This is a genomic window from Cytobacillus firmus, from assembly GCF_023715565.1.
Classification (GTDB): Bacteria; Bacillota; Bacilli; order Bacillales; family Cytobacillaceae; genus Cytobacillus; species Cytobacillus firmus_C.
Genome location: NZ_JAMBOJ010000078.1, coordinates 1 through 19,870, shown reverse-complemented (window position 1 = coordinate 19,870; position 19,870 = coordinate 1). Strand labels below are relative to the sequence as shown.

The window sequence follows — 19,870 nt, the reverse complement described above, 5'->3', positions numbered from 1 at the left end:
GGTAACTTAATTGTATCAGAAGTGGTCCTTATTTTTCTCAAAAACAATCAAAGCCGGTGACATTTTACTCGTCGTAAAATGTCACCGGCTTTTTCATTTCAGAGGTGGGTTTTGTCCCAGCCTCTTTATAGTAATCATAATTTTCACTTTACTCCTGCTTCCAAGCCCTTTCTGAGTGGATCATAAGGTGACAGATCCAGTTCCAATTCCCTTTTCAAAGCAAGTTCTGCAGCCAGGGTTCCCACGTAAGGACCCATCGTTAGCCCTGATGCCCCTAGTCCTGTAGCTATAACCAGCCCTTCTGCAGCAGGAACCGTACCCAGCAGCGGCAACATATCAGGTCCCGCCGGCCGGAACCCAATCCTTACTTCTTTTAGTGTGCCTTCAGCTAATCCTGGTGCAACCGATAATGCTTCATCCAACACCTCTTTCACACCTGCTGCCGTTAGTCTATAATCATACCCTGATCCCGTTTCCCTGGTAGCTCCAACCACAACTTTAGAATGTTCGAAAGCTACTAAGTAATGAGAGCTAGTCGGAAGAACAACCGGCCAGCTGGAAGTGTCCACACCATTCAATTCCAGATGGGCAATTTGCCCGCGCTGAGGCTCAATTTTAAGATCAATGCCGAGCGGTGCAAGCAGCTCCTTAGCCCATGCACCTGCAGTAACGATAACTGAATCCGCAGCAATAACATCCCCGTTCACTTTTACTCCTGTAACCTTATTATTTTGGGATACAAGTTCACCTTCACCTTTAATAATGACAGCACCATGTCTTTTTGCGCCATTTAGCATAGCGTCTCTTAACAGCCTGCCATCCAGCCTGGCTCCGCCCGTAACATGGACAGACTGCAGATCCTCTCGGAGCGGCGGATAAAGTTTCCGCGCTTCCGCTGCTGTTAATCTCGTAATTTCTCCAACCTCAGGGGTGTCAGCTCTTTTTTGCCGGACATTTTGTTCAATCACATCCAGTTCATCAGGATTGCTGCTGACTGCCAGAGCTCCTGCCATTCTATATCCAAAATCCCCTTCACCATCCTGTTTAAGATTTTCTATTAAAGATGAATAGTAAAGTGCACCTCGTTTTGCAATGGCGTACCAGTATTTATTTTCTACTCTGGAAATCCACGGGCAAATGATTCCAGCACCTGCTGCAGTTGCCTGCCCTTGATGTGCCTTATCAATAATGACTACTTCTGCCCCTTCCCTGGCAAGGTGATAGGATGCGCTTGCACCGACGATTCCGGAGCCTATGACTGCTATTTTCATTGTAGAACTCCTCCCTTTAATCCGCAAAACTCTTCCCATTCAAATAATAATCAGCCTCTTTATAAGCAGTAAAAGCCACCTCAACCTCCGGCACTCCAAGCGACTGAACATGACTCGAAACAATCCCGGCATATTGATTTTGAACTTCCTTCCCCCTGTCAAACCACTGTACTTCTATAAATGGAAAGGCCGGAACTTCTGTTTGAATAAACACAAAAGTTGAATTCAAAACTTCCAATGTAAAGTGATCTTCTCCGCAGTCACAGAGCCGGGCCAGGTCTTTCACCAGCTGCGTGCTGATTTCTTTCGTTTGATCGACTGAAATTCCTCTAATAAACAAATGCGGCATCCTATTTACTCCATTCCTGTTTACATAATATTTTTCCTGACTACTCTGTAAAATGTTATAATATTATAACTTAATAGAATTTAGCCAAACCTGCTTAATGAATAGCGGTCAATCGGAATCGAAGTTTCCCCATCCATGATTAACTCTATAATCAGGGTGCCAATTAAAGGAGATAACGTCACTCCGCTATGGGTGGCTGCTACATAAAGGTTCTTAAATCCAGGCACCTCACCAAGAATTGGAAAACCATCCTCTGGCATTGCCCGGATTCCCGAAAAGGCGCGGACAATTTTAGCCTTTCTTAAACCGGGTACATAATGGACTGCCATATTAGCTGATTCCTGAATGACATCAAGCGTTGTTGCTCGATTAAAGCCTGCATCTTCCATTGAATAACCCATCAGTACTTCCCCATTATTTGCCTGTCTTAATCCGCTGATTGTAAAATTTAAGAAAGGCTTCAATGGTTCTGACACCAGGATCTGTCCTCTTAATTGATTAACGGGAATCTTAATTCCAAGCATGTCACCGATTTCACTCGAACAGGTTCCGCCAGCAAGGATAAGGTTTTTACATTCAAAAGCACCCTTATCTGACACAACTAAGTATTTTCCATTCTGCTTTTTAATCTCCGTTACTTTATTGTAAGCAGAATATTGAACGCCATTTCTTTTAGCAGCTCTCATATACATATCGATCAGGCGAAATGGATTGACATTGCCATCAATGGAGCTGTAGGTAGCCCCCGAGTACAGATTGGACTGAACAAAGGAGAAGCAAAGCACGGATTAGCTCGTGCCATATTTTTTAATCAGTTAGGTGAAGTACGCGATCGTTCGTATGAAGATCAGTTACACCGAGCGAGTGCCCTTCAACTCATCGTGTCAGCGATCGTCTCTTGGAATACAGTCTATATTGAGCAGGCTATTACATCATTACGTGCAAGAGGAATAGAAATTCCAGAAGAATATCTTCAGCATATATCCCCTTTGGGCTGGGAGCATATCGCATTAAGAGGGGATTATGTGTGGAAACTGAAACAGGATGGGACAATAGATCAATTACGACCACTACGGGTTAAGATAACCGCGGAAAACATACGCTAAGCAAATATACTAATAGAATTATTTGTTATTATTACACTAATATAAACATAGTAAAAAAGTTCTCTCTCCTAATACACGTATGAATATTCAGAAAAAGATGTTAGTATTAATTTAAAATGTACTTTTTAAGTAAACTACAATTGTGTTATAGGTGGTGTTTATCTTGAAAAAAGACATGATAAAAGTGGTATCTGCTTTTGGTATAGGTTCTATTTTAGTTTTATTGGTTCCTTTTCTATTTAATTATTTTTTATAGTATGTCTGTCCCCAAAAAAGTATGAAAAAACAAGAAGCCTTTTATTAGAAGGCTTCTTGTTTTTTCAAAATGATGTTCAATTTACTCAACTAATGAATACAGTGGTTATTTAAGCTTGTTGAAAACAAGCAATAACTCCACCGATATTAGCTCCACCTATCACAAAAACTCCACCGACACAAGCTGCACATAATGGGACGACACCAGTTCCACAAGCTCCAATGCACGTTGCTGCTACAATTCTTGCTACAGTTAAATCAATTAACAATACAGTAGCAAGGCAAAGCGAAACTTCTGCCAAACCTTGAGGTTGTACCATATTTTCATCTAAATCAACAGCTTGTGCTTTATCTATTGCTTCCTGTACTTCACTATTACTCAAATATTCAATATCTGTTATTTTTTCATTTGTTAGAACTCCATCAGTGTATGAAGAAATTGTAACTGTATTCTTCTTACTCTTGGTTATTAATGTTTCACTATAAGTCAAAATTTCTCCATTTTGACTTATTAGAGTTAAATTACTTAACGGATTATAGTCCTCTGATGCAATAGGTATTGTTAAAACCGTGTATGTCTCATTTTCGGCAAAAACTTCACCAACATTGGCTTTATCATAATTTAAATCAGCGTTTAAAGCATTAGAAACTACTTCTTTACTGGCTATAGCCTCTAGTGATGCATCTTTAATTTCTTTAATTTTTTCAGGATCTTCTACGATACTTATCTTTTGTGCAGTTTGATTTAATTGTTCAAACTCATTGGATTGTGCATCGATGGATTGTGCATTGGCATTGGGCTGTATGGTTGGACTTGACCAACCGAATACAAGAAGTGCTATAACCGCCATAACCGTTATAGTTTTTTGCCATGTTTTCATTTGAACCTCTCCTTCTCTCATTTTTTAGAAAAATTGGTCCTATTTCCCAAACAATACAACTATAACAAATAATCAGAAAATTTTCATTATATTTATGAGATTTTTCACTATTTTTGATAATTAATTGGATTTATTAGGTCTATTCGGTGTTACTATTACGACAATAAATCGGAGGATATTCAAAGTAAGTTGAAGGAGATCCCTATGAAATTATCATTAGAGGCAAAGATAAAAAGGAATAAATTAACATGCGTTAGGTGCATATAATTTTGTGGTTGGTTTGTTAAGAAAGCCTAATTCCTTAGCGTAGGAAAACTCGGCTTTCTTTGTGTCGAAATTTGCTTAGCGTATGTTTTAAGCGCGTTTTGTTGGTGGGACCCCTAAGAGAAAACAACAGCCGGTTTCTTATCGTACAGGAAACCGGATAAAATGTGTCTAAATTGTTTCTAAACGTACAATTTTTCACTTTTGATAACGTGACCCCTACTACAACTTCTGCAAGCCGATTAAATACTCAGGCAACGAGGAATTAACCCCAGCACAACGAATAGCATTAACAGAAAAGATGTTTGAATTAGAGGATATTATTTACCTACGTTGATAAGCGTATGGTAAAATATAGAAAAAAAGGGAATTAACTTTGTGGTGGTTGTTAATTTTAGTCATTGCAATTTTAGCTTTAGCATTTATTATAGATTTCAGAAGAAAGAAGAGAAGGGATGATAAGCATACCAATGGTGTTGACCCCAGTATAAGACAAGGGAAATATGGTGGTGATTGGAATAGCGGTGATGGTCCAAATGGACTGTAACTGCGAGTAGAAAAACTTTATTCCATTAAAGGTGCGATTGTTGAACCAGCCTATTCAAAAAAATTGTACTGTTTCATACACACATACAAATGTTAAAGAGGCTGGGACAGAACTAAATTGTCCGTTGTTAAAGCCGAATGATTTCTATTTTAAAAAGTAATAAAAATAAAAAAAACGAACTATTACGAAACTCTAAATCAGAATTTCGAATAATAGTTCGTTTTTTTCTTTGGTCGAAATGCTTTTGTCCCAGCCCCTTTTTGGATACTAATTAATATGCGATTTTTACTGTTTTTTTGCTTTTTGTACTCCAAAAGAGAACCCATTAATCATTATCAGCAGTCTTCCTTCCTTTTTTCGCACTCTAACTGGCAGTCAATGCCCGATTGCTTCAATTAACAATCAGTTAGGGTTAGTCCCCCACTGATTGAAGTTAAACCTTATTTTTTCAAAGTTTCATATTGCTTCAGTATCTCTCCTGCGAGCTCACCTGTTTCTTCAAGTCCGCACACTTCTTTCAGTACATAGCCCACTCCGTTTTCCTGAATCATGTCCTGCAGCTTAACTGCTTCTTCATCTTCCCTGTTATCAAACAATAGGGCTGCAGCAATGGCTTTAGCCAGGTTTGTGTAAAATAAGCCTGCCTTCTGGGCCTGAAGTGCCGGGCGAACGAGCCTGTCTTCTGGGCCTAGCTTCCTTAATGGTGATCGGCCAACCCGTGTGACACCGTCATTCAGGCGGGCATTTTCAAAACGGCCGATGATTTTTTCGATATATTTCTGATGCTCGTCCGGATTCAGATCATAGCGATGAATTAAATAGGCACCTGTTTCGCCAAGTGTCGCCTTTACCTGCTGGTAAATGTCTTCGTCAGCAAGTGTCTGGTCGATCGTTTCTTTCCCAGCCAGGTAACCGAAATACGCAATAACCGCATGCCCTGTGTTAACTGTAAACAGCTTTCTTTCGATAAACGGCGCCAGCTCCGGAACAATCTTCATTCCTTCAATATGCGGAATGTCTTCAGTTGTTTCGACAACCCATTCATGGTACGGTTCAACCAGGACATCAAGTGATCCCTGATTATTTTGAATAGGAACAATCCGGTCTACAGCGGAGTTTAAGAAAGAGACATTCTCAAGATTAATGCCGCTCTCCAGATTCTCCAGAATATAGCCCTTTAACAAGTCAGTTGCCGAGATCTGATTTTCACATGCGATGACATAAAGTTTATCCGTAATACCAGCTTCTGCTCTGGCAGCCAACCCTTTTGCCATTAACGGTGCAATGCGGGGAAGGATATTTGGCCCTATCGCGGTTGTTAAGAAATCAGCCTGTTTGATGGCTTCAATCACTTCAGCTTCCTGCTTCAGATTGTTTAATCCTGACACATACGTAATGGCCAAGCTTTCCTGTTCATCAGCAGCCAGAATCACTTTGTATTGTTTTTCTTCGTTCAGCTGATTAATAATCTCATCAGCAATATCCACAAATGTCACATGGTAGCCTGACTGTGAAAACAGTGCTCCGATAAATCCTCTTCCAATGTTCCCTGCTCCAAAGTGTACTGCCTGTTTCATCGAATCATTCCTTTACCGGTTTATTTTAAAATGAGACTGGAGGTATTCTGTAAAAATCGCTTCCAGCTTCCTGAAGATCATAACTTCATTTGCTGAAGAAAATAGTAATATCTCTTCCTCTGTATCAATGATATTTGTGCTGATTAAGCTTAAAATTTCCTGCTCTCTTCTGCTTAGTTCGTCTGGCGCCAGCATGAGCAGCAGGTTTTTCATAACCACTTCTTTTCCGTCCATTCCCTTTACCAGGCAAGGCTCTGGCAGATGGGCGATTTGAAAAATAAGCGTGCGGACGTTTGGATGGCGCGAATGAAAGAGAGCCATATTCGTTTCAGGGATGCCAAGACCGCCTTTTTGTTCCCGCTCCCTTAAGGATTGCAGAACATTTTCCGGATTTGTCAGCAGATGATCTCTTTCTGCATTCTTCACCATTTTTGCAAGAATCTGCTCCTGGCTTGCTTTTCCATCCATCCGGTAAAACCGGAAGTTATGAATCAGAGACTGGATGCTCTCCTGAATATTTCTCATCTCCTCAAGCATGGCGCCTAATGAAATGTTGCTCTGGTGACCGCCCTCCGCCTGTTCCAGGTAGTGTTTTCCTTTTGTAAGGCTTTCAATATTATCCTTCAGGTAGTTTTTTATCGTGACAATATTTTCATCACTTAAAAGTGGGTTCACCAAAATATACTCTGCATGTAAAAAAGGAAGCCTGACAGTAGAAAGGATTAAATCATAGTGCTTAAGATTCGTACCCTCTGATATTTCCTTAATCGATTTGATTTCAATGATCTCGATCTCAGCCACTTCTTTTTTCAGCCTGCTTTTGAGCATCTTGGATGTGCCGATGCCTGTCGGGCAGATGAGAAGCGCCTTTATGGAAAGATTCTCTTCCTGCATGACAAGTGCCGAACCGAAATGAAGGACAATAAATGCAATTTCGTCATCGGAAAATTGATCAATATCGGTGAACACCTCTTCAAGACTGTTTTTCACAGCCATGAACAGAACCGGATATTTATGCTTGATTTCCTCTTTAAGCGGGTTGTAGGACTCCATATTCTGCTTAATCCGGTATAGGGATGGCTCCATATGGGCGAGCAGTCCCTGAAATAAGGAAAAATCGTTGTTCAAGTCCACATGCAACTGCTCTGACACAGATTTAATCACATTCCTGATCATTTGGGCGAGTACAATGCTGTCATACGGAAATGCCTCCATCCCGCTCCATTTGGTGCCTTTCAGTATCCTCGCCAGGTAAAGGATATCCCCTTCGGAAAAATTAAAGTCAAATGTTTGTCCGAGCCTGTTGGTGATTTCCTGAATCAATCCGTATTCAACCGTAACCTCCGTCTCCGGAAGATCCGTCCGTTCAACAGGAAAACCGCTGAGTGCTCTTTTCACTGTAATGCATGTATGCAGCATAATCTCCAGGTAGCCGCTATCCGCAAACCGGGCAGGTGCACCAGTAAATACAGATTGAACGATGCTGTTCACATGGCGGATACCATTCGATTCAAAATAGTGCAGAATCCTCTCTTCGCCGAGCTTCCCTTTTTCCAGCAAAAATAATTTCTCGATTAATTCTTCGTGAAAGTATTGAAGGAGAAATTGGGCAAGCGCCCGGCGCTTATCTGCTTCCGTTCCATGAAGCTCAACCCCGACTCCCCGCTTTCTCGTCAGTACCACCCGGAAAAGGGACAGCCATTCGGCCAGTTCGTCCAGATAGGCTGTCAAGGTTGCCGTGCTGATGCCAAGATAGCCCGCAAGTACCTGTGTTTTGTAGATATCTTCTTCAAGAATGGCCAAAAGAAGGCGCAGCTTTTTTTCCTGTGGAGGCACATCGATGGGTTCACTATTGGTCAAATGCTGGATCAGCCTGAAAATCTGTTCGTTTTTCCCTTCAATGACAAGTCCCTGATTCACATTCCGGCTCAACGTCAGTCCGAACTCATTGACAATTTTCTCAACTGCCTTTAAGTCCCTCTGAATCGTTCTTGCACTGACATTCAAGGAGGAAGCAACCGACAATGCCGTATGCTTCCCCGATGTTTTAATAATCAATTCAATAATGGCTTTTTCCCTCGATGTAATATACATGAGATCAGCTCATTTCTAAAATTAGTGACGATAAACGAGGAAAAGAAAAGCGCATAAGGACGCTTTTCTATTCCTAAGGTTTATTTCTTGCCGATAATATCCATGATGGTCTCAACAGATTGGGCAGAAGCCAGCTTCTCGATATTATCCATATCAGAACATGTTACCGCTATGCCTGATAAGATTTCAAGATGTGTGCCGTCTTTTCCTGCAATACCGAAGATCAGACGAACCTTTTGGCCGTCAAAATCAACGCCATTTGGAACCTGGATGACCGTAAAGCCGGATTTAATGACAGCCTTTTTGGCCTCTTCCGTTCCATGAGGGATCGCTACATCATTCCCCATATAGGTGGAAGTGATGTTATCACGTTCTATCATCGCTTCAATATAGCTTTCTTCTACATATCCTGCATCAACAAGCACTCTTCCGGCAAATCGGATGGCTTCATCCTTATCCGCAAACTCTTTGTTCAGGAATATATTTTCCGGACGCAATAAATCGTCTTCATGCGCCATTTCCTCATCCGTTGCATCAGGAACATTTTCCTCTGCATCTTCAACAATTTCGTGCAGCTCCGAGTTAGCCGGGAACCGCAGTGCATCGATCAGTTTGTCATACTCCGGACTTGATAGGAAGTTATCAACTGATACATGGAAGGCATTCGGCACTTTCTGGCGTGCCCTTGGTGTCAATTCTTCCTGTGTAATGACGATTTGGGCATCTCCAGGAAGATTAGAGATCGCTGTATTTGTAACAGCAATGTCCATGCCTGCTTCCTTCACCTTTTTGCGCAGCAGGGATGCACCCATGGCACTTGAGCCCATGCCCGCATCACAGGCAAAATAGATTTTTGATACGTTATCAGGCATTGAATCATTTCCGCCTTCAAATACACTTGAAACAGAGCTTTTCTTGCCTTTCATTTCCTGCATCTTTTTAGACGCTTCCTCAATGTCATCTTCACCCTGCTTGCCTGTTTTCATTATAAAGGCAGACACGAGGAATGATACCGCAGCAGCCACAAGCACAGCTGCGAAGTTCGCAATATATGCACTTGCATGATGAGGTGTAACTGCAGTTATGGCAAGGATGCTTCCCGGTGATGAAGGAGCGAACAATCCGCCGCCTAATAGAACCAGTGTGAACACACCGCTCATTCCGCCAAGGATAACCGCAATAATGAGCATAGGACGCATTAAAATGTACGGGAAGTAAATTTCATGAATCCCGCCGAAGAAATGAATGATCCCGGCACCTGGAGCAGATTTCTTTGCATTCCCTTTTCCAAAGAACATGTAAGCAAGTAAAATACCAAGCCCAGGTCCAGGGTTTGCTTCAAGCAGGAACAGGATGGATTGACCTGTTGATTTAACTTGTTCCACACCAATTGGCGACAGAACACCGTGGTTAATGGCATTGTTCAGGAATAACACTTTTGCCGGTTCAATTAAGATACTTGTAAGCGGCAGAAGCCCTGTGCCAATCAGCCAGTCAACACCGGCTACAAGCCAGCTTGTAAATTCATCGACAGCAGGCCCTATTCCGAGGAATGCAAGAATGGCCAGAACAGCACCAAGAATTCCAGCTGAGAAGTTGTTCACGAGCATTTCAAAGCCTGCACGCACTCGGCCTTCAATCATTTGGTCAAATTTCTTAATAACATAGCCGCCCAGAGGACCAATCACCATGGCGCCCAAGAACATTGGGATTCCTGCCCCGGCAATAACCCCCATTGTCGCGATGGCGCCAACAACGGCTCCCCGCTGATCATGAACAAGCTTACCTCCAGTGTAACCGATTAACAATGGAAGCAAGTATGTCACCATTGGGTCTACCATTTTGGCAAGGCTTTCATTTGGAATGAAGCCAGTAGGTATAAATAAAGCTGTAATCAGACCCCATGCTATAAAAGCAGAGATATTCGGCATAACCATCGAGCTCAGAAAATTACCGAATTTCTGTACAGCAACTTTTAGATTAGATTGAGCCATATACACTCATCCTTTCAAATAAGTACTTTATTACTAATGGTAAAGTACATAACCGCCCAACTCAACAAAGGAGAAACTCAACTTTGTCGCACGGCACATGACAAAACTATAGTTTCTCCTAATCTTCCTTCTTATTCACTTCAATAACCGCAGTTGCCCCAATCGGTTGTCCCCATGCCATTAGGGCCCCGTGATTATTAGAATTAAGAGTTACAGTAATTTCACTTTTGCCTTCCTTCAGTTTGCCTAAATGATAGTACTCTCCGTAAAGGCGGCTGATTTTTTTGCCATTTATGTATAAGTGGGCATGGCCTTCATTATAGCTTGGCTGCTTCTCGCCCGCTTTTTCAGGGGCAAACCTAAAATGAAGGAGATCCAGCTTTAATAGCCAAGTATCCGGACCATCCGGGGTTACAGTTAAGTTTACCTGAGGAATCTCTTTATCTTTTGGAATTTCCACAAATCCATGTGCCATGTGATTTGCTGCACCGGTCTGATTATGAGGATTCTGACTGGTATAAAAATAGAAAAAGCCTAAAAATATAATGATAAAACTGATTAAGCTTCCAGCCTTTTTCATCATGCTTCCTTCTCCATCCGTTTAATCATAATCCCGATTATGACAAGCACTAATCCAATGGCTAAAAAGGCCAGATCATAGAATAAAGGATTTTCAGCCAATGGCCTGACCCGGTGAACCTGAAGGATGTGATGGTCCACAATGCCTTCTACAAGATTGAAAATTCCTCCTCCTATAATTATACCGCCAGCAAAGATCTTCCAGCTGGTGCCCAATTCATTTTTGCGAGCATCCTGAAAAATCTTTATCCCGCCCCAAAGCAGCTTCGCCGAAAATAAAGCTGTAAATAAACCATCCGTAAAAATTTCAAGCTTGATATTCGGACTCAAAATCATATGATGCCATTGCAGCAGCTGATGAAAAACGATGCCATCAATCGCCCCAACAAGACCCAATCCAAGGATTAAGCCGGCTATAAATAGGTTTTTATTTTCTTTTCTCAACTTAAGCACCATCCTGAAAAAACGTCATACTTCGATTAGTGCCCAAAAGATGGTCAGTTTATTCTATTTTTTATAAATATATAAGGAAAAGCCGCGACGGGGCTTTTCCTTTCACCTTACTTATGGAGCTCTTCTTCTGCTGCCATGGCGTCTGCCTTTGTTTTATGCACCGTTCCAAATGGATGCTGCGGCGGCGCATATATGGAATAAAGCTTAATAGGTTTATTGCCTGTATTAATGAGATTGTGATATTTGCCTGCGGGGATGAAAATCGCAAAATCATCCGCTACTTTCCGCTGAAAATCCAGCCGGTCAGGAGTGTCTCCCATATAAACCATTCCTTCACCATCTTCAAGTCTCAGGAATTGATCCAGATGCGGGTGCACCTCGAGTCCAATATCCTCACCAACATTAATACTCATTAATGTCAGCTGCATATGTTCTCCTGTCCAGAGAGCTGTCCGGAAGGTGTTATTTTTCTTCGCTGCTTCTTCAATATCCACGACAAATGGCTGCGGGCCATAATCAGTCACCCTGTTATTCAATGAGACTAATCTGGCGGCATTTTCCTGTTCACCGCTCATTGCCCATAAGAACACATTTTGAACCTGTGGAAGCTGAGTAAGCATGGATCCCCTTTGATTCTCCTCAAAACCTTCCATTTCGAATTGATACGCCCTGTGCAATCCATCGCGGTAATTGTCAATGGCTACATGGCCGACCTGATACTCAGGCTGTTTTCCCGTTAAATTGTAATAAAGGTTGCAAAAATGGGTTAAAAAGATTTTCTTTCCTTCGATTGCTTGAATAATGTTCTGCCTGTGCTCTTCATTTGGGGCATGCTCAGCCAGCTGAGTGTATAATTCGAGTGCTGATGCTTCCCTTTTGACTCCTTCAAGAACCGTTTCACAAAGCTGCTGAAAATGATCCTGGTTACTTCTTAACATTTCGTCAGTATGATACACCGGTGAATGTGGCTGTGGGTAGTAAGGATAGGAATACGCATTAGGATGATACAATACTAGTCATTCCCTTCACAGAATTGTCATCACATCATATGCCTATGAGATTAGAAGGTACGTTGTTTTATGAAGTTGGGCTTGTATACGCAAAAAAACCAGTCATGTCCCTGACTGGTTCCTGGAGCCCCTGTGTCTGAAGTTGCAACGGGTCCTGACTCAAAATCCTCTTTATGATTTAATTAATTCTTCGGAATTTCACAGCCGTCATCGTCACATCTCATGCCGTCGCTGTCATTAAGAACCGTTATCTCGTCCTCTGCAATAATTTTCTGCAGCGCTTGAACGATCATCTCAGTCGGCTGTGCTCCGTTCAGTGCATACTTCTTATTTATAAGAAAGAACGGTACCCCTGTAATGCGGTATTGCTGTGCCAATTGCTCATCTGCACGGACTTCCTCCGCAAACGCAGTGCCGGTAAGCATTAGTTCAACTTCTTCCCGGTTCAGGCCAACTTCTTCTGCTAACTGGGCTAATGTCGCAGGATCTCCAATATGCCTGGAATCTGTAAAATAAGCCTTCAGCAGCTGTTCTGTCATTTCTTTCATTAACCCTTTTGTTTTGGCAAACATCGTCAAACGGTGAGCGTCAAACGTATTGGTGAGAATGATGGTATCAATGTTGAATTCCAGCCCGGCGTTTGTCGCCATCTGCACCATGTTTTGCGTGTTGGCTTTCGCCTGCTCAATCGTCATCCCATATTTCTTAGCCAATTTTTCATACATGTTATCCTGAATATCCCGCTCTGCTGTCGGGTCCAGTTCAAAGCACCTATAAGTCACTTCGATTGGATGGTTAATCTGTTTAATGGCATCCTCCAGATGCCTTTTGCCAATATAGCAAAACGGTCAAGCGAAGTCAGTCCACATCTCAATATGCATACCTGATTCCTCCCATACAATATTTTCTTCTTTAGTATAGTTGGGTGGATTTTATTTTACACGGAAAAAGCTCAGAGGAGAGTCCTGTTTCAGGATTTCTCTCCTCTATTCACCAGTTCGTCATGATCTGCCGGATGCGGCGGCTCCTCGAACCAGCCATTTTTTATAAGGATATTGGCACCATCTTCAGCATAATTAGCGATTTCAGCAGACAAGCGGATGAAGTTAAGCGAAATATCTTTCCGTGCACTCGCAGCGGCACTGGTTGCATAGATCCCTGCACCCAGGGCAATAAGCGAAGTTGTCATAAACATCATTAATTTATCTGAAAAAGGAGGAATAGTGGAATCTGTTACTTCCATATCCCATGACATGGTGACAGGCAAATAGCTTTCCTGGAGCATTTGAGAAAATATCTTTGTATGCTTTGCGGCTATATCCCGTCCCCGTTCCATGAACTGGCCAACTTCCTTGGATCGGGCAACCTGGCTAAACCCGATCATAATCGAACTTCCTAAAGCATTTCTCTTCAAACTGGAATGTATATTGGTAATTTCAATCACATTCAGCGGCCTTTTATCGACGAATATTCCACCCATGAATTTTTTGCTTTCGACAAAGTTTGGCCCCTTCACCGGGATGATATGAGGGGATCTTACATACAGGTCTTTGTCTATTAGCATATTCTTGAGTTTTGTCTCGTACTCATTCGCTTCAAATAAGCACTTGTTGAAATATTCTACGACATCAGGCCGAACAGCAAGTGTCTTGGCTAATGCATAATAACTCACAGCAAACATGACATAATTATAAAGGAAATGAAGAGAGGAATTTTCTGAGAACAGTTTTGGGGCTGCAGTATTCACATCCTCTTCAGGTTTGAAACCATATGGAACGGAAATTCCCTCTTTTTCAAAAATTCCAGTCAGCTCCTGTATATGTACATCCGAAAATGTAATACCTTCCTGAAGCATGGACTGTAGTTTCTGGTCTTCAATTGTATTTGAAAAATATAAAAAAATACATTTACTCATGCTGGTATTCAAATACCCCGTCCATAACTGTGCTATCTCCGCTGAAGATAATGCAGGGTTCTGATTAGCATTCATCACTACACGTCCCTCCTTTTTCTTATAGTATTTCCAAAAGCCGAAAGAAAAACAATGGGATTTATGAAATGATTGAATATTGCACATCCTAATGATGGAGGTGTTTGTTATGATCGTTTTTCACGGCTCCACCAAGAAGTTGGAACACTTTCAAATAAAACCGGCAAGCCAAATATCAATCCAGGAATTCGATACACTTGGGATCTGGTGTACATCCAATTTTAAGTCAGCTCAGTCATTTGCCATTGGAACAGAGACCGTATGTGAAAAATCGGAAACGGAGTTCTGGGAGGATGGAACGCCGAAAGTGGTTCAATATGATAAGGCGATCTGCGGTTTCATCTATAAAGTTTATATAGATGAACCAAGCATAAAAGAGTACGAGTCCTATGAACTTTTCATGGATGAAAGGGATCCTTATTGTGACTACGCAAGCGCCAAAAAAGGACCCCTTACCTGGAAAGATAAGGCGATCCTTTTGAATAAAGATGAAGCAAATGCTGATTTTCGCAAAAATATTATGAAGCAGGGATTCGATGGTATCCTCATACGGGAAATGGTCATAGAAACCGGCCAAGAGGATATGTATTGCATTTTTTCAGGTGATATTATGCAGATAGCTGATGTCTTACCATTGAAGTAATCTAAATTACTTCCTTCAGCCAGAAAATCACTTGATCGAGCTCTGATTTTGTCGTATTCCTCCCTAAGCTGAATCTGACAGCCCCCATACCTATGTGCTCCGGAACCCCCATTTCTCTCAAAACAGGAGATAATTCCACTTTTCCTGAATGACAGGCAGACCCTGTAGAAGCTGCGAGCTGTGGAATGGAGGATAAAATATCCTGACCTATACGATTAACAAAACTGACATTCAGGGTATTCGGAAGCCGTCTTTCTCCATGCCCATTCAGAACAACCTGATCCCCAAAAGCCTCCTTCAATTCTTTCCAGAAATAATCCGTTAAGTCAGCTAGTCTGCCGTCCACAGCATACTTTGCAGCCAGCTCACAGGCTTTGCCGAGCCCGGCTGCAAGCAATGTATTCTCTGTTCCTGCACGCATTCCAAACTCATGTCCTGCCCCATGGATAAGGGGTTCAAGCTCGATGCCTTTCCTGATAAATAAGGCCCCAATCCCTTTCGGCGCATACATTTTATGTCCGGCGATGGTGAGCATATCCACCTTCAGCTGATTAACATCTACAGGCACCTTTCCGATAGATTGGGAGGCATCGGTATGGAATGTGATATTGTGTTTCCTGGCGATTTCCCCTATTTCTTCTATGTGCTGAAGCGTCCCCACTTCATTGTTTGAATGCATAACAGTAATCAGGATGGTGTCTTTCCGTATGGCCTTTTCGATATCACCGGGAGAAACCATTCCGTATTCATTCACATCTACCATCGTGATCTCCGCACCTAGGCGCTCCAGAAATTTTAAAGGCTCAATGATGGCAGGGTGCTCTATTTTTGATGTAATAATGTGCTTGCCCCTCGTCAGATGCTTGAAAAAATAGCCCTTTAAGGCATGGTTATTAGCTTCGCTTCCGCCACTCGTAAAAATAATCTCTTCAGGTGAGCATGACAGCAGCTCAGATACCTGTTTCCTCGCAAGATTCAATTTCTTTTTTACCGGCTGCCCTGCCCAGTGCAACGCAGAAGGATTTCCGTAAAAGTCTGTCAGAAAAGGATACATATAATCTGCAACCTCTGGTGCCAAAGGTGTGCTTGCATTGTAATCGAGATATACTTTTTTCATTTCCCATCACCCCTTCTTAAAGAATATCAAAAAAAGGCATGTAGCCCCACCACTCAATTAAGCATTTCACAATAAATTTACAGACTTTTTATCCTGCTTTAATAATGAAGGGCTAGAATAAGAAAAGACATACTCGAGAGGAGGCGGGAGCTTGTTTGAGAAACTGTGTAGATTTGTGATCCTGACTGTCTTTTTTACGCTTTTTCCGTAATCTTAACTATTCATTCCTCATCTTTTCTGCTTTTTGTGTCAGATGCTGGCCCTGGTTCTGACTCTACGGTCTGCCTTTTTGCTTTTTGTGTCAGAAGGTGATCCTGCTTCTGACTTAACTCTCTGCCTTTCCCCTCTTTGTGTCAGAAGTTGCTCCTGCTTCTGACTCTACCCTCTGCCTTTCCCCTCTTTGTGTCAGAAGTTGATCCAGCTTCTGACTTTACCTTCTGCCTCTTCCCCTTTTTGTGTCAGAAGGTGATCCTGCTTCTGACTTAACTCTCTGCCTTTTCCCTCTTTGTGTCAGAAGTTGATCCAGCTTCTGACTCTACCTTCTGCCTCTTCCCCTTTTTGTGTCAGAAGGTGATCCTGCTTCTGACTTAACTCTCTGCCTCTTCCCCTTTTTGTGTCAGAAGGTGATCCTGCTTCTGACTTAACTCTCTGCCTTTTCCCTCTTTGTGTCAGAAGTTGATCCTGCTTCTGACTTAACTCTCTGCCTTTTCCCTCTTTGTGTCAGAAGTTGATCCAGCTTCTGACTTTACCGTCTGCTTTTCCGCCCTTTGTGTCCAAAGTTGCCCAAACCCAGACTCAGCCCTCTGCTTTTTATGGATGAAACTGACTCGGCTTTTCCAAAAAAAAGAGCCCTGCCCAAGGACAAAGCTCTTTTCCCTTAATAATAGTAATAAGGCGGATATGGAGGATATGCCGGGTATGGATAATAGTAAGGATATCCAAAGCCTGGGCCTGGTGTCAGCAATGCTCCTGTTGCAAGGCCTCCTAAAAAGCCAAGCCCCAGACCTAGACCTGGTCCTCCAAAGCCGAATCCCGGCCGGCCAAAACCAAATCCGGGTCTTCCGAATCCAGGTCTTCCAAATCCGGGACGAACTCGATGGTCTGTAAAATACATGCCATTATGCGGAACAAACTCCTGTGTCACTGGCGTTTGCTGGTATTGATAATCCAAAAGGAACTCCTCCTCTGTATTTGTCTACAGTAAAGGGTATGCGTCAGTTGCCTATATGGTTTGGGCCCCTGCCCTTAATCCGAAAACAATCTTCAATTAGTAGATAAGTAACCATACCTCTAGCAGAGTTGTGTCATATCTATAGTTAAATTGATATAAAAAAGAGGGATCATTTTGACTAGAAGAAAACAAGTTCCTTGCCTTTTCCCAGGATACAGATGGTGCGGCCCCGGATGCAGTGGACCGGGTGCACCTGTTAATAGCGTGGATGCCTGCTGCAAAGCACACGATACTTGCTGGGCAAGCGGCAGATCGAAGTGCAGCTGTGATCAGGAATTTCTCAGATGTCTGAAGCCAAAAACAAAACTGCACGGCGAAGAAGGCACCATTGCGACCATCATCTATATTTATATGAAGATTCAAACGGATTTTACCTGCAGCCGGCTGCGGAGGAGAAATCACTATTAAAAAGCGGCGGCAGTCGCTTTTTTTATTTCTCAGCCTTATTGCTTTATAAAAGAGCTTCGATTAAACTCAAGATGTTATCTGAATAATACGACTACTAAAAGGAGGAACTATGAAACTAGGAGCATTTTCAATAAGTTTAAGCGTAAAAGACATTAAGAAATCCAAAGAATTTTACGAGACACTTGGTTTTCAGGCATTTGGCGGAAATATTGAGCAAAATTGGCTGATCTTAAAGAATGAAAACTGTGTGATCGGTCTGTTTCAAGGCATGTTTGAGAACAACATCCTGACATTTAACCCTGGCTGGAACCAAAACGCAGAAAATTTAGAGGAATTCACGGACATTCGGGACATACAAAAGTATCTGAAGGAACAAGGAATTCCACTCATGACTGAAGCAGATGAATCAGGTTCCGGCCCTGCCAATTTCACCCTCGAAGATCCTGATGGCAATGCCATTCTTTTCGACCAGCACAGGTAGGATTCTGCATACATAAAAAAGACAGCAGTGCAGGCACTGCTGTTTTAACTCATCCTCTCATTTCCCCGATTAAAGTTCCCCGTTATCTTCGCCATAATTAACTGCCTGCTCTTCTCATCTTCAGCCTCATTCATTTTTTTTAAAAACTTCTCAGCCTCTTTTCCTTTAAGGATTTTCACTTGTTTTCCTTGATAATCCAAAAACACGATGCTATTTTTATTGACCCGAAAACGAAATGGTTCTTCATAGAAGCGGCTCCTTTTATCAATTTGACTCATAATTCCGCCTCCCTGCTTAAATCAAACTATAATATTTAATATTCAACAAGAGTATTTTTCATCCTATAGGATCAAAGAATATTCTATAACTCATTAAAGAAGCGGAGATCATGCCTGTGAGTATAATTTTAGCCCTGTTGGCCGCATTATTTGCTTCCTTCACAGCCATCCTGGCGAAGATCGGCATCGAAAAAGTTGATTCCAATTTGGCTACCGCCCTACGGACAGTTGTGGTAGTGATCATCGCCTTCCTGATGGTGGTCATTACTGGCGAAACGGAAAGCATCTTTACCATTTCGGTAAAATCGTTCATATTTCTCATTCTATCTGGCCTGACAACCGGCCTGTCATGGATCTGCTTTTTTAAGGCTATTCAGATTGGTGATGTATCAAAGGTAGTTCCCATTGATAAGTCGAGCGTCGTTTTAACGATTCTTTTATCTTTTATTATTCTCAGGGAACCCGCTACCTTTTGGGTTGTTTCAGGAGGAATCATCATTTCCATTGGAACCTTTGTGTTAATCGGACGGGAGAGAAAAAAGAAAAAGAAAGTATTTAATACGAAGTCTTATATTTTTCTGGCAATCCTTTCAGCTGTATTTGCTGCAGCAACCAACATTCTAGCGAAGATAGGAATTGAAGATGTGGACTCTAATGTCGCAACCTTCATCCGTACAGTGGTCATCATTCTTTTTGCCTGGGGTATAGTGTTTTTTCAGGGGACCTACAAAGATCTTAAAAAGGTCTCCAAAAAGTCATATCTATTTCTTATCCTTTCCGGCGGTGCAACCGGGTTATCCTGGCTGTGCTATTTCGGCGCTCTCGCCATCGGAAAAGTTAGTGTCGTGAACCCCATTGATAAGTTCAGCGTCGTGCTGACAATGATCTTAAGTTTCATTATTTTAAAAGAAAAGCCAGCTATGAATACCATAGCCGGTGCCATTATGATTACAATTGGGACGGCTATGCTGATTATTTAGGAAATAAAAACGAAAACGGCCTGATTTTTTGGCCGTTTTATTAATTTTGGACTTCCTGCAACTTTTTTTAGGTGAGCATACAATTTACTTTAGGATAGGTCAAAATTACTTTCAGATAACATATTTTACTTTCGTATAAAATCATTTATTTGCGCATAGCAAAAACGAGTTTTAGACGGTGTTCCTGATTATTTAAACAATAAATACGAAAAAAACGGCCTCATTTGGGCCGTTTTGGTCAAGCCCATATAATTGTGTAAAAAGAAAATGAGTCAAATTAATTCCTTTGGTCAACAATGTTATCAGCTACGAAAAACAAGTTGGAGGAATTAATTATGACTCAATTACAGTTTAACCTAAAT

Annotated in this window: 20 protein-coding genes and 1 pseudogene; 6 read left to right on the top strand and 15 right to left on the bottom strand. The window is 41.9% G+C overall.

What is annotated here, in order from left to right; translation table 11 throughout:
• Positions 1-143 precede the first annotated feature (143 nt).
• The 3 genes from M3205_RS22580 to M3205_RS22570 all read right to left on the bottom strand — a co-directional run bounded on the left by M3205_RS22580 (position 144) and on the right by M3205_RS22570 (position 2,312).
• Positions 144-1,271, bottom strand: coding sequence for an NAD(P)/FAD-dependent oxidoreductase (locus M3205_RS22580; protein ID WP_251171944.1), 1,128 nt, complete (start codon positions 1,269-1,271; stop codon positions 144-146).
• A gap of 16 nt (positions 1,272-1,287) precedes the next feature.
• A complete protein-coding gene (locus M3205_RS22575) occupies positions 1,288-1,620 on the bottom strand; it encodes a DUF1904 family protein (RefSeq protein ID WP_251171943.1) in 333 nt (110 codons plus the stop codon).
• Between the two features lie 80 nt (positions 1,621-1,700).
• Positions 1,701-2,312 (bottom strand): NAD(P)/FAD-dependent oxidoreductase, encoded by a 612-nt coding sequence (locus M3205_RS22570; protein WP_251171942.1) that lies wholly within the window; start codon positions 2,310-2,312, stop codon positions 1,701-1,703.
• Between the two features lie 54 nt (positions 2,313-2,366).
• Here M3205_RS22570 and M3205_RS22565 point away from each other — a divergent pair.
• Positions 2,367-2,726, top strand: a pseudogene (locus M3205_RS22565) (Tn3 family transposase); the annotation flags it as partial.
• A 365-nt stretch (positions 2,727-3,091) separates the two neighbouring features.
• On the opposite strand, the gene M3205_RS22560 reads toward M3205_RS22565, so the two are convergent.
• Positions 3,092-3,862: a hypothetical protein gene (locus M3205_RS22560; protein ID WP_251171941.1), complete on the bottom strand. Its 771-nt coding sequence runs from the start codon at positions 3,860-3,862 to the stop codon at positions 3,092-3,094.
• A 640-nt stretch (positions 3,863-4,502) separates the two neighbouring features.
• On the opposite strand from M3205_RS22560, the gene M3205_RS22555 reads away from it, so the two are divergent.
• Complete coding sequence (locus M3205_RS22555) at positions 4,503-4,673, top strand: hypothetical protein (protein ID WP_251171940.1); 171 nt, start codon at positions 4,503-4,505, stop codon at positions 4,671-4,673.
• Between the two features lie 440 nt (positions 4,674-5,113).
• Here the strand turns inward: M3205_RS22555 and M3205_RS22550 are convergent, their stop codons facing one another.
• The 8 genes from M3205_RS22550 to M3205_RS22515 form a co-directional block, all read right to left on the bottom strand.
• Positions 5,114-6,250 (bottom strand): mannitol-1-phosphate 5-dehydrogenase, encoded by a 1,137-nt coding sequence (locus tag M3205_RS22550; protein WP_251171939.1) that lies wholly within the window; start codon positions 6,248-6,250, stop codon positions 5,114-5,116.
• Between the two features lie 12 nt (positions 6,251-6,262).
• Positions 6,263-8,344 carry a BglG family transcription antiterminator gene (locus M3205_RS22545; RefSeq protein ID WP_251171938.1) on the bottom strand — a complete coding sequence of 694 codons (2,082 nt, stop codon included), beginning with the start codon at positions 8,342-8,344 and terminating at the stop codon, positions 6,263-6,265.
• A gap of 80 nt (positions 8,345-8,424) precedes the next feature.
• A complete protein-coding gene (locus tag M3205_RS22540; protein WP_251171937.1) occupies positions 8,425-10,338 on the bottom strand; it encodes a PTS mannitol transporter subunit IICBA in 1,914 nt (637 codons plus the stop codon).
• A 118-nt stretch (positions 10,339-10,456) separates the two neighbouring features.
• The gene (locus M3205_RS22535) at positions 10,457-10,921 is read right to left on the bottom strand and encodes a hypothetical protein (RefSeq protein WP_251171936.1); all 465 of its coding nucleotides are present in this window, start codon (positions 10,919-10,921) and stop codon (positions 10,457-10,459) included.
• Complete coding sequence (locus M3205_RS22530; RefSeq protein ID WP_251171935.1) at positions 10,918-11,361, bottom strand: DUF2243 domain-containing protein; 444 nt, start codon at positions 11,359-11,361, stop codon at positions 10,918-10,920. The genes M3205_RS22535 and M3205_RS22530 overlap by 4 nt, the downstream gene beginning before the upstream one ends.
• 116 nt (positions 11,362-11,477) lie before the next feature.
• Positions 11,478-12,308, bottom strand: coding sequence for a cupin domain-containing protein (locus tag M3205_RS22525; protein ID WP_251171934.1), 831 nt, complete (start codon positions 12,306-12,308; stop codon positions 11,478-11,480).
• A gap of 254 nt (positions 12,309-12,562) precedes the next feature.
• The gene (locus M3205_RS22520) at positions 12,563-13,216 is read right to left on the bottom strand and encodes a DsbA family oxidoreductase (protein WP_311315753.1); all 654 of its coding nucleotides are present in this window, start codon (positions 13,214-13,216) and stop codon (positions 12,563-12,565) included.
• Positions 13,217-13,350: 134 nt separating this feature from the next.
• Positions 13,351-14,370 (bottom strand): DUF3231 family protein, encoded by a 1,020-nt coding sequence (locus tag M3205_RS22515; RefSeq protein WP_251171933.1) that lies wholly within the window; start codon positions 14,368-14,370, stop codon positions 13,351-13,353.
• A gap of 109 nt (positions 14,371-14,479) precedes the next feature.
• Between M3205_RS22515 and M3205_RS22510 the strand changes: the two genes are divergently transcribed.
• Complete coding sequence (locus M3205_RS22510) at positions 14,480-15,013, top strand: hypothetical protein (RefSeq protein WP_251171932.1); 534 nt, start codon at positions 14,480-14,482, stop codon at positions 15,011-15,013.
• A 1-nt stretch (position 15,014) separates the two neighbouring features.
• Here M3205_RS22510 and M3205_RS22505 read toward each other — a convergent pair whose 3' ends face one another.
• Together M3205_RS22505 and M3205_RS22500 are read right to left on the bottom strand one after the other, a co-directional pair.
• Positions 15,015-16,130 (bottom strand): cysteine desulfurase family protein, encoded by a 1,116-nt coding sequence (locus tag M3205_RS22505; protein WP_251171931.1) that lies wholly within the window; start codon positions 16,128-16,130, stop codon positions 15,015-15,017.
• 877 nt (positions 16,131-17,007) lie between these two features.
• The gene (locus M3205_RS22500; RefSeq protein ID WP_251171945.1) at positions 17,008-17,244 is read right to left on the bottom strand and encodes a hypothetical protein; all 237 of its coding nucleotides are present in this window, start codon (positions 17,242-17,244) and stop codon (positions 17,008-17,010) included.
• 231 nt (positions 17,245-17,475) lie between these two features.
• Between M3205_RS22500 and M3205_RS22495 the strand changes: the two genes are divergently transcribed.
• Positions 17,476-17,769: a phospholipase gene (locus M3205_RS22495; RefSeq protein WP_251171930.1), complete on the top strand. Its 294-nt coding sequence runs from the start codon at positions 17,476-17,478 to the stop codon at positions 17,767-17,769.
• A gap of 109 nt (positions 17,770-17,878) precedes the next feature.
• Positions 17,879-18,250, top strand: coding sequence for a VOC family protein (locus tag M3205_RS22490; RefSeq protein WP_251171929.1), 372 nt, complete (start codon positions 17,879-17,881; stop codon positions 18,248-18,250).
• A gap of 44 nt (positions 18,251-18,294) precedes the next feature.
• On the opposite strand, the gene M3205_RS22485 is transcribed toward M3205_RS22490, so the two are convergent.
• Entirely contained in the window at positions 18,295-18,528 is a 234-nt protein-coding gene (locus M3205_RS22485; RefSeq protein ID WP_251171928.1) for a hypothetical protein, read from the bottom strand.
• Between the two features lie 116 nt (positions 18,529-18,644).
• Here M3205_RS22485 and M3205_RS22480 point away from each other — a divergent pair, with 116 nt between their 5' ends.
• The gene (locus M3205_RS22480) at positions 18,645-19,508 is read left to right on the top strand and encodes an EamA family transporter (protein WP_251171927.1); all 864 of its coding nucleotides are present in this window, start codon (positions 18,645-18,647) and stop codon (positions 19,506-19,508) included.
• Positions 19,509-19,870 lie beyond the last annotated feature (362 nt).

Coding starts and splice junctions, on each gene's coding strand:
- M3205_RS22580 (WP_251171944.1), bottom strand. CDS start 1,271: ATGAAAATAGCAGTCATAGGCTCCGGAATCGTCGGTGCAAGCGCATCC.
- M3205_RS22575 (WP_251171943.1), bottom strand. CDS start 1,620: ATGCCGCATTTGTTTATTAGAGGAATTTCAGTCGATCAAACGAAAGAA.
- M3205_RS22570 (WP_251171942.1), bottom strand. CDS start 2,312: ATGTATATGAGAGCTGCTAAAAGAAATGGCGTTCAATATTCTGCTTAC.
- M3205_RS22560 (WP_251171941.1), bottom strand. CDS start 3,862: ATGAAAACATGGCAAAAAACTATAACGGTTATGGCGGTTATAGCACTT.
- M3205_RS22550 (WP_251171939.1), bottom strand. CDS start 6,250: ATGAAACAGGCAGTACACTTTGGAGCAGGGAACATTGGAAGAGGATTT.
- M3205_RS22545 (WP_251171938.1), bottom strand. CDS start 8,344: ATGTATATTACATCGAGGGAAAAAGCCATTATTGAATTGATTATTAAA.
- M3205_RS22540 (WP_251171937.1), bottom strand. CDS start 10,338: ATGGCTCAATCTAATCTAAAAGTTGCTGTACAGAAATTCGGTAATTTT.
- M3205_RS22535 (WP_251171936.1), bottom strand. CDS start 10,921: ATGATGAAAAAGGCTGGAAGCTTAATCAGTTTTATCATTATATTTTTA.
- M3205_RS22525 (WP_251171934.1), bottom strand. CDS start 12,308: ATGTTAAGAAGTAACCAGGATCATTTTCAGCAGCTTTGTGAAACGGTT.
- M3205_RS22515 (WP_251171933.1), bottom strand. CDS start 14,370: ATGAATGCTAATCAGAACCCTGCATTATCTTCAGCGGAGATAGCACAG.
- M3205_RS22510 (WP_251171932.1), top strand. CDS start 14,480: ATGATCGTTTTTCACGGCTCCACCAAGAAGTTGGAACACTTTCAAATA.
- M3205_RS22505 (WP_251171931.1), bottom strand. CDS start 16,130: ATGAAAAAAGTATATCTCGATTACAATGCAAGCACACCTTTGGCACCA.
- M3205_RS22500 (WP_251171945.1), bottom strand. CDS start 17,244: ATGTATTTTACAGACCATCGAGTTCGTCCCGGATTTGGAAGACCTGGA.
- M3205_RS22490 (WP_251171929.1), top strand. CDS start 17,879: ATGAAACTAGGAGCATTTTCAATAAGTTTAAGCGTAAAAGACATTAAG.
- M3205_RS22485 (WP_251171928.1), bottom strand. CDS start 18,528: ATGAGTCAAATTGATAAAAGGAGCCGCTTCTATGAAGAACCATTTCGT.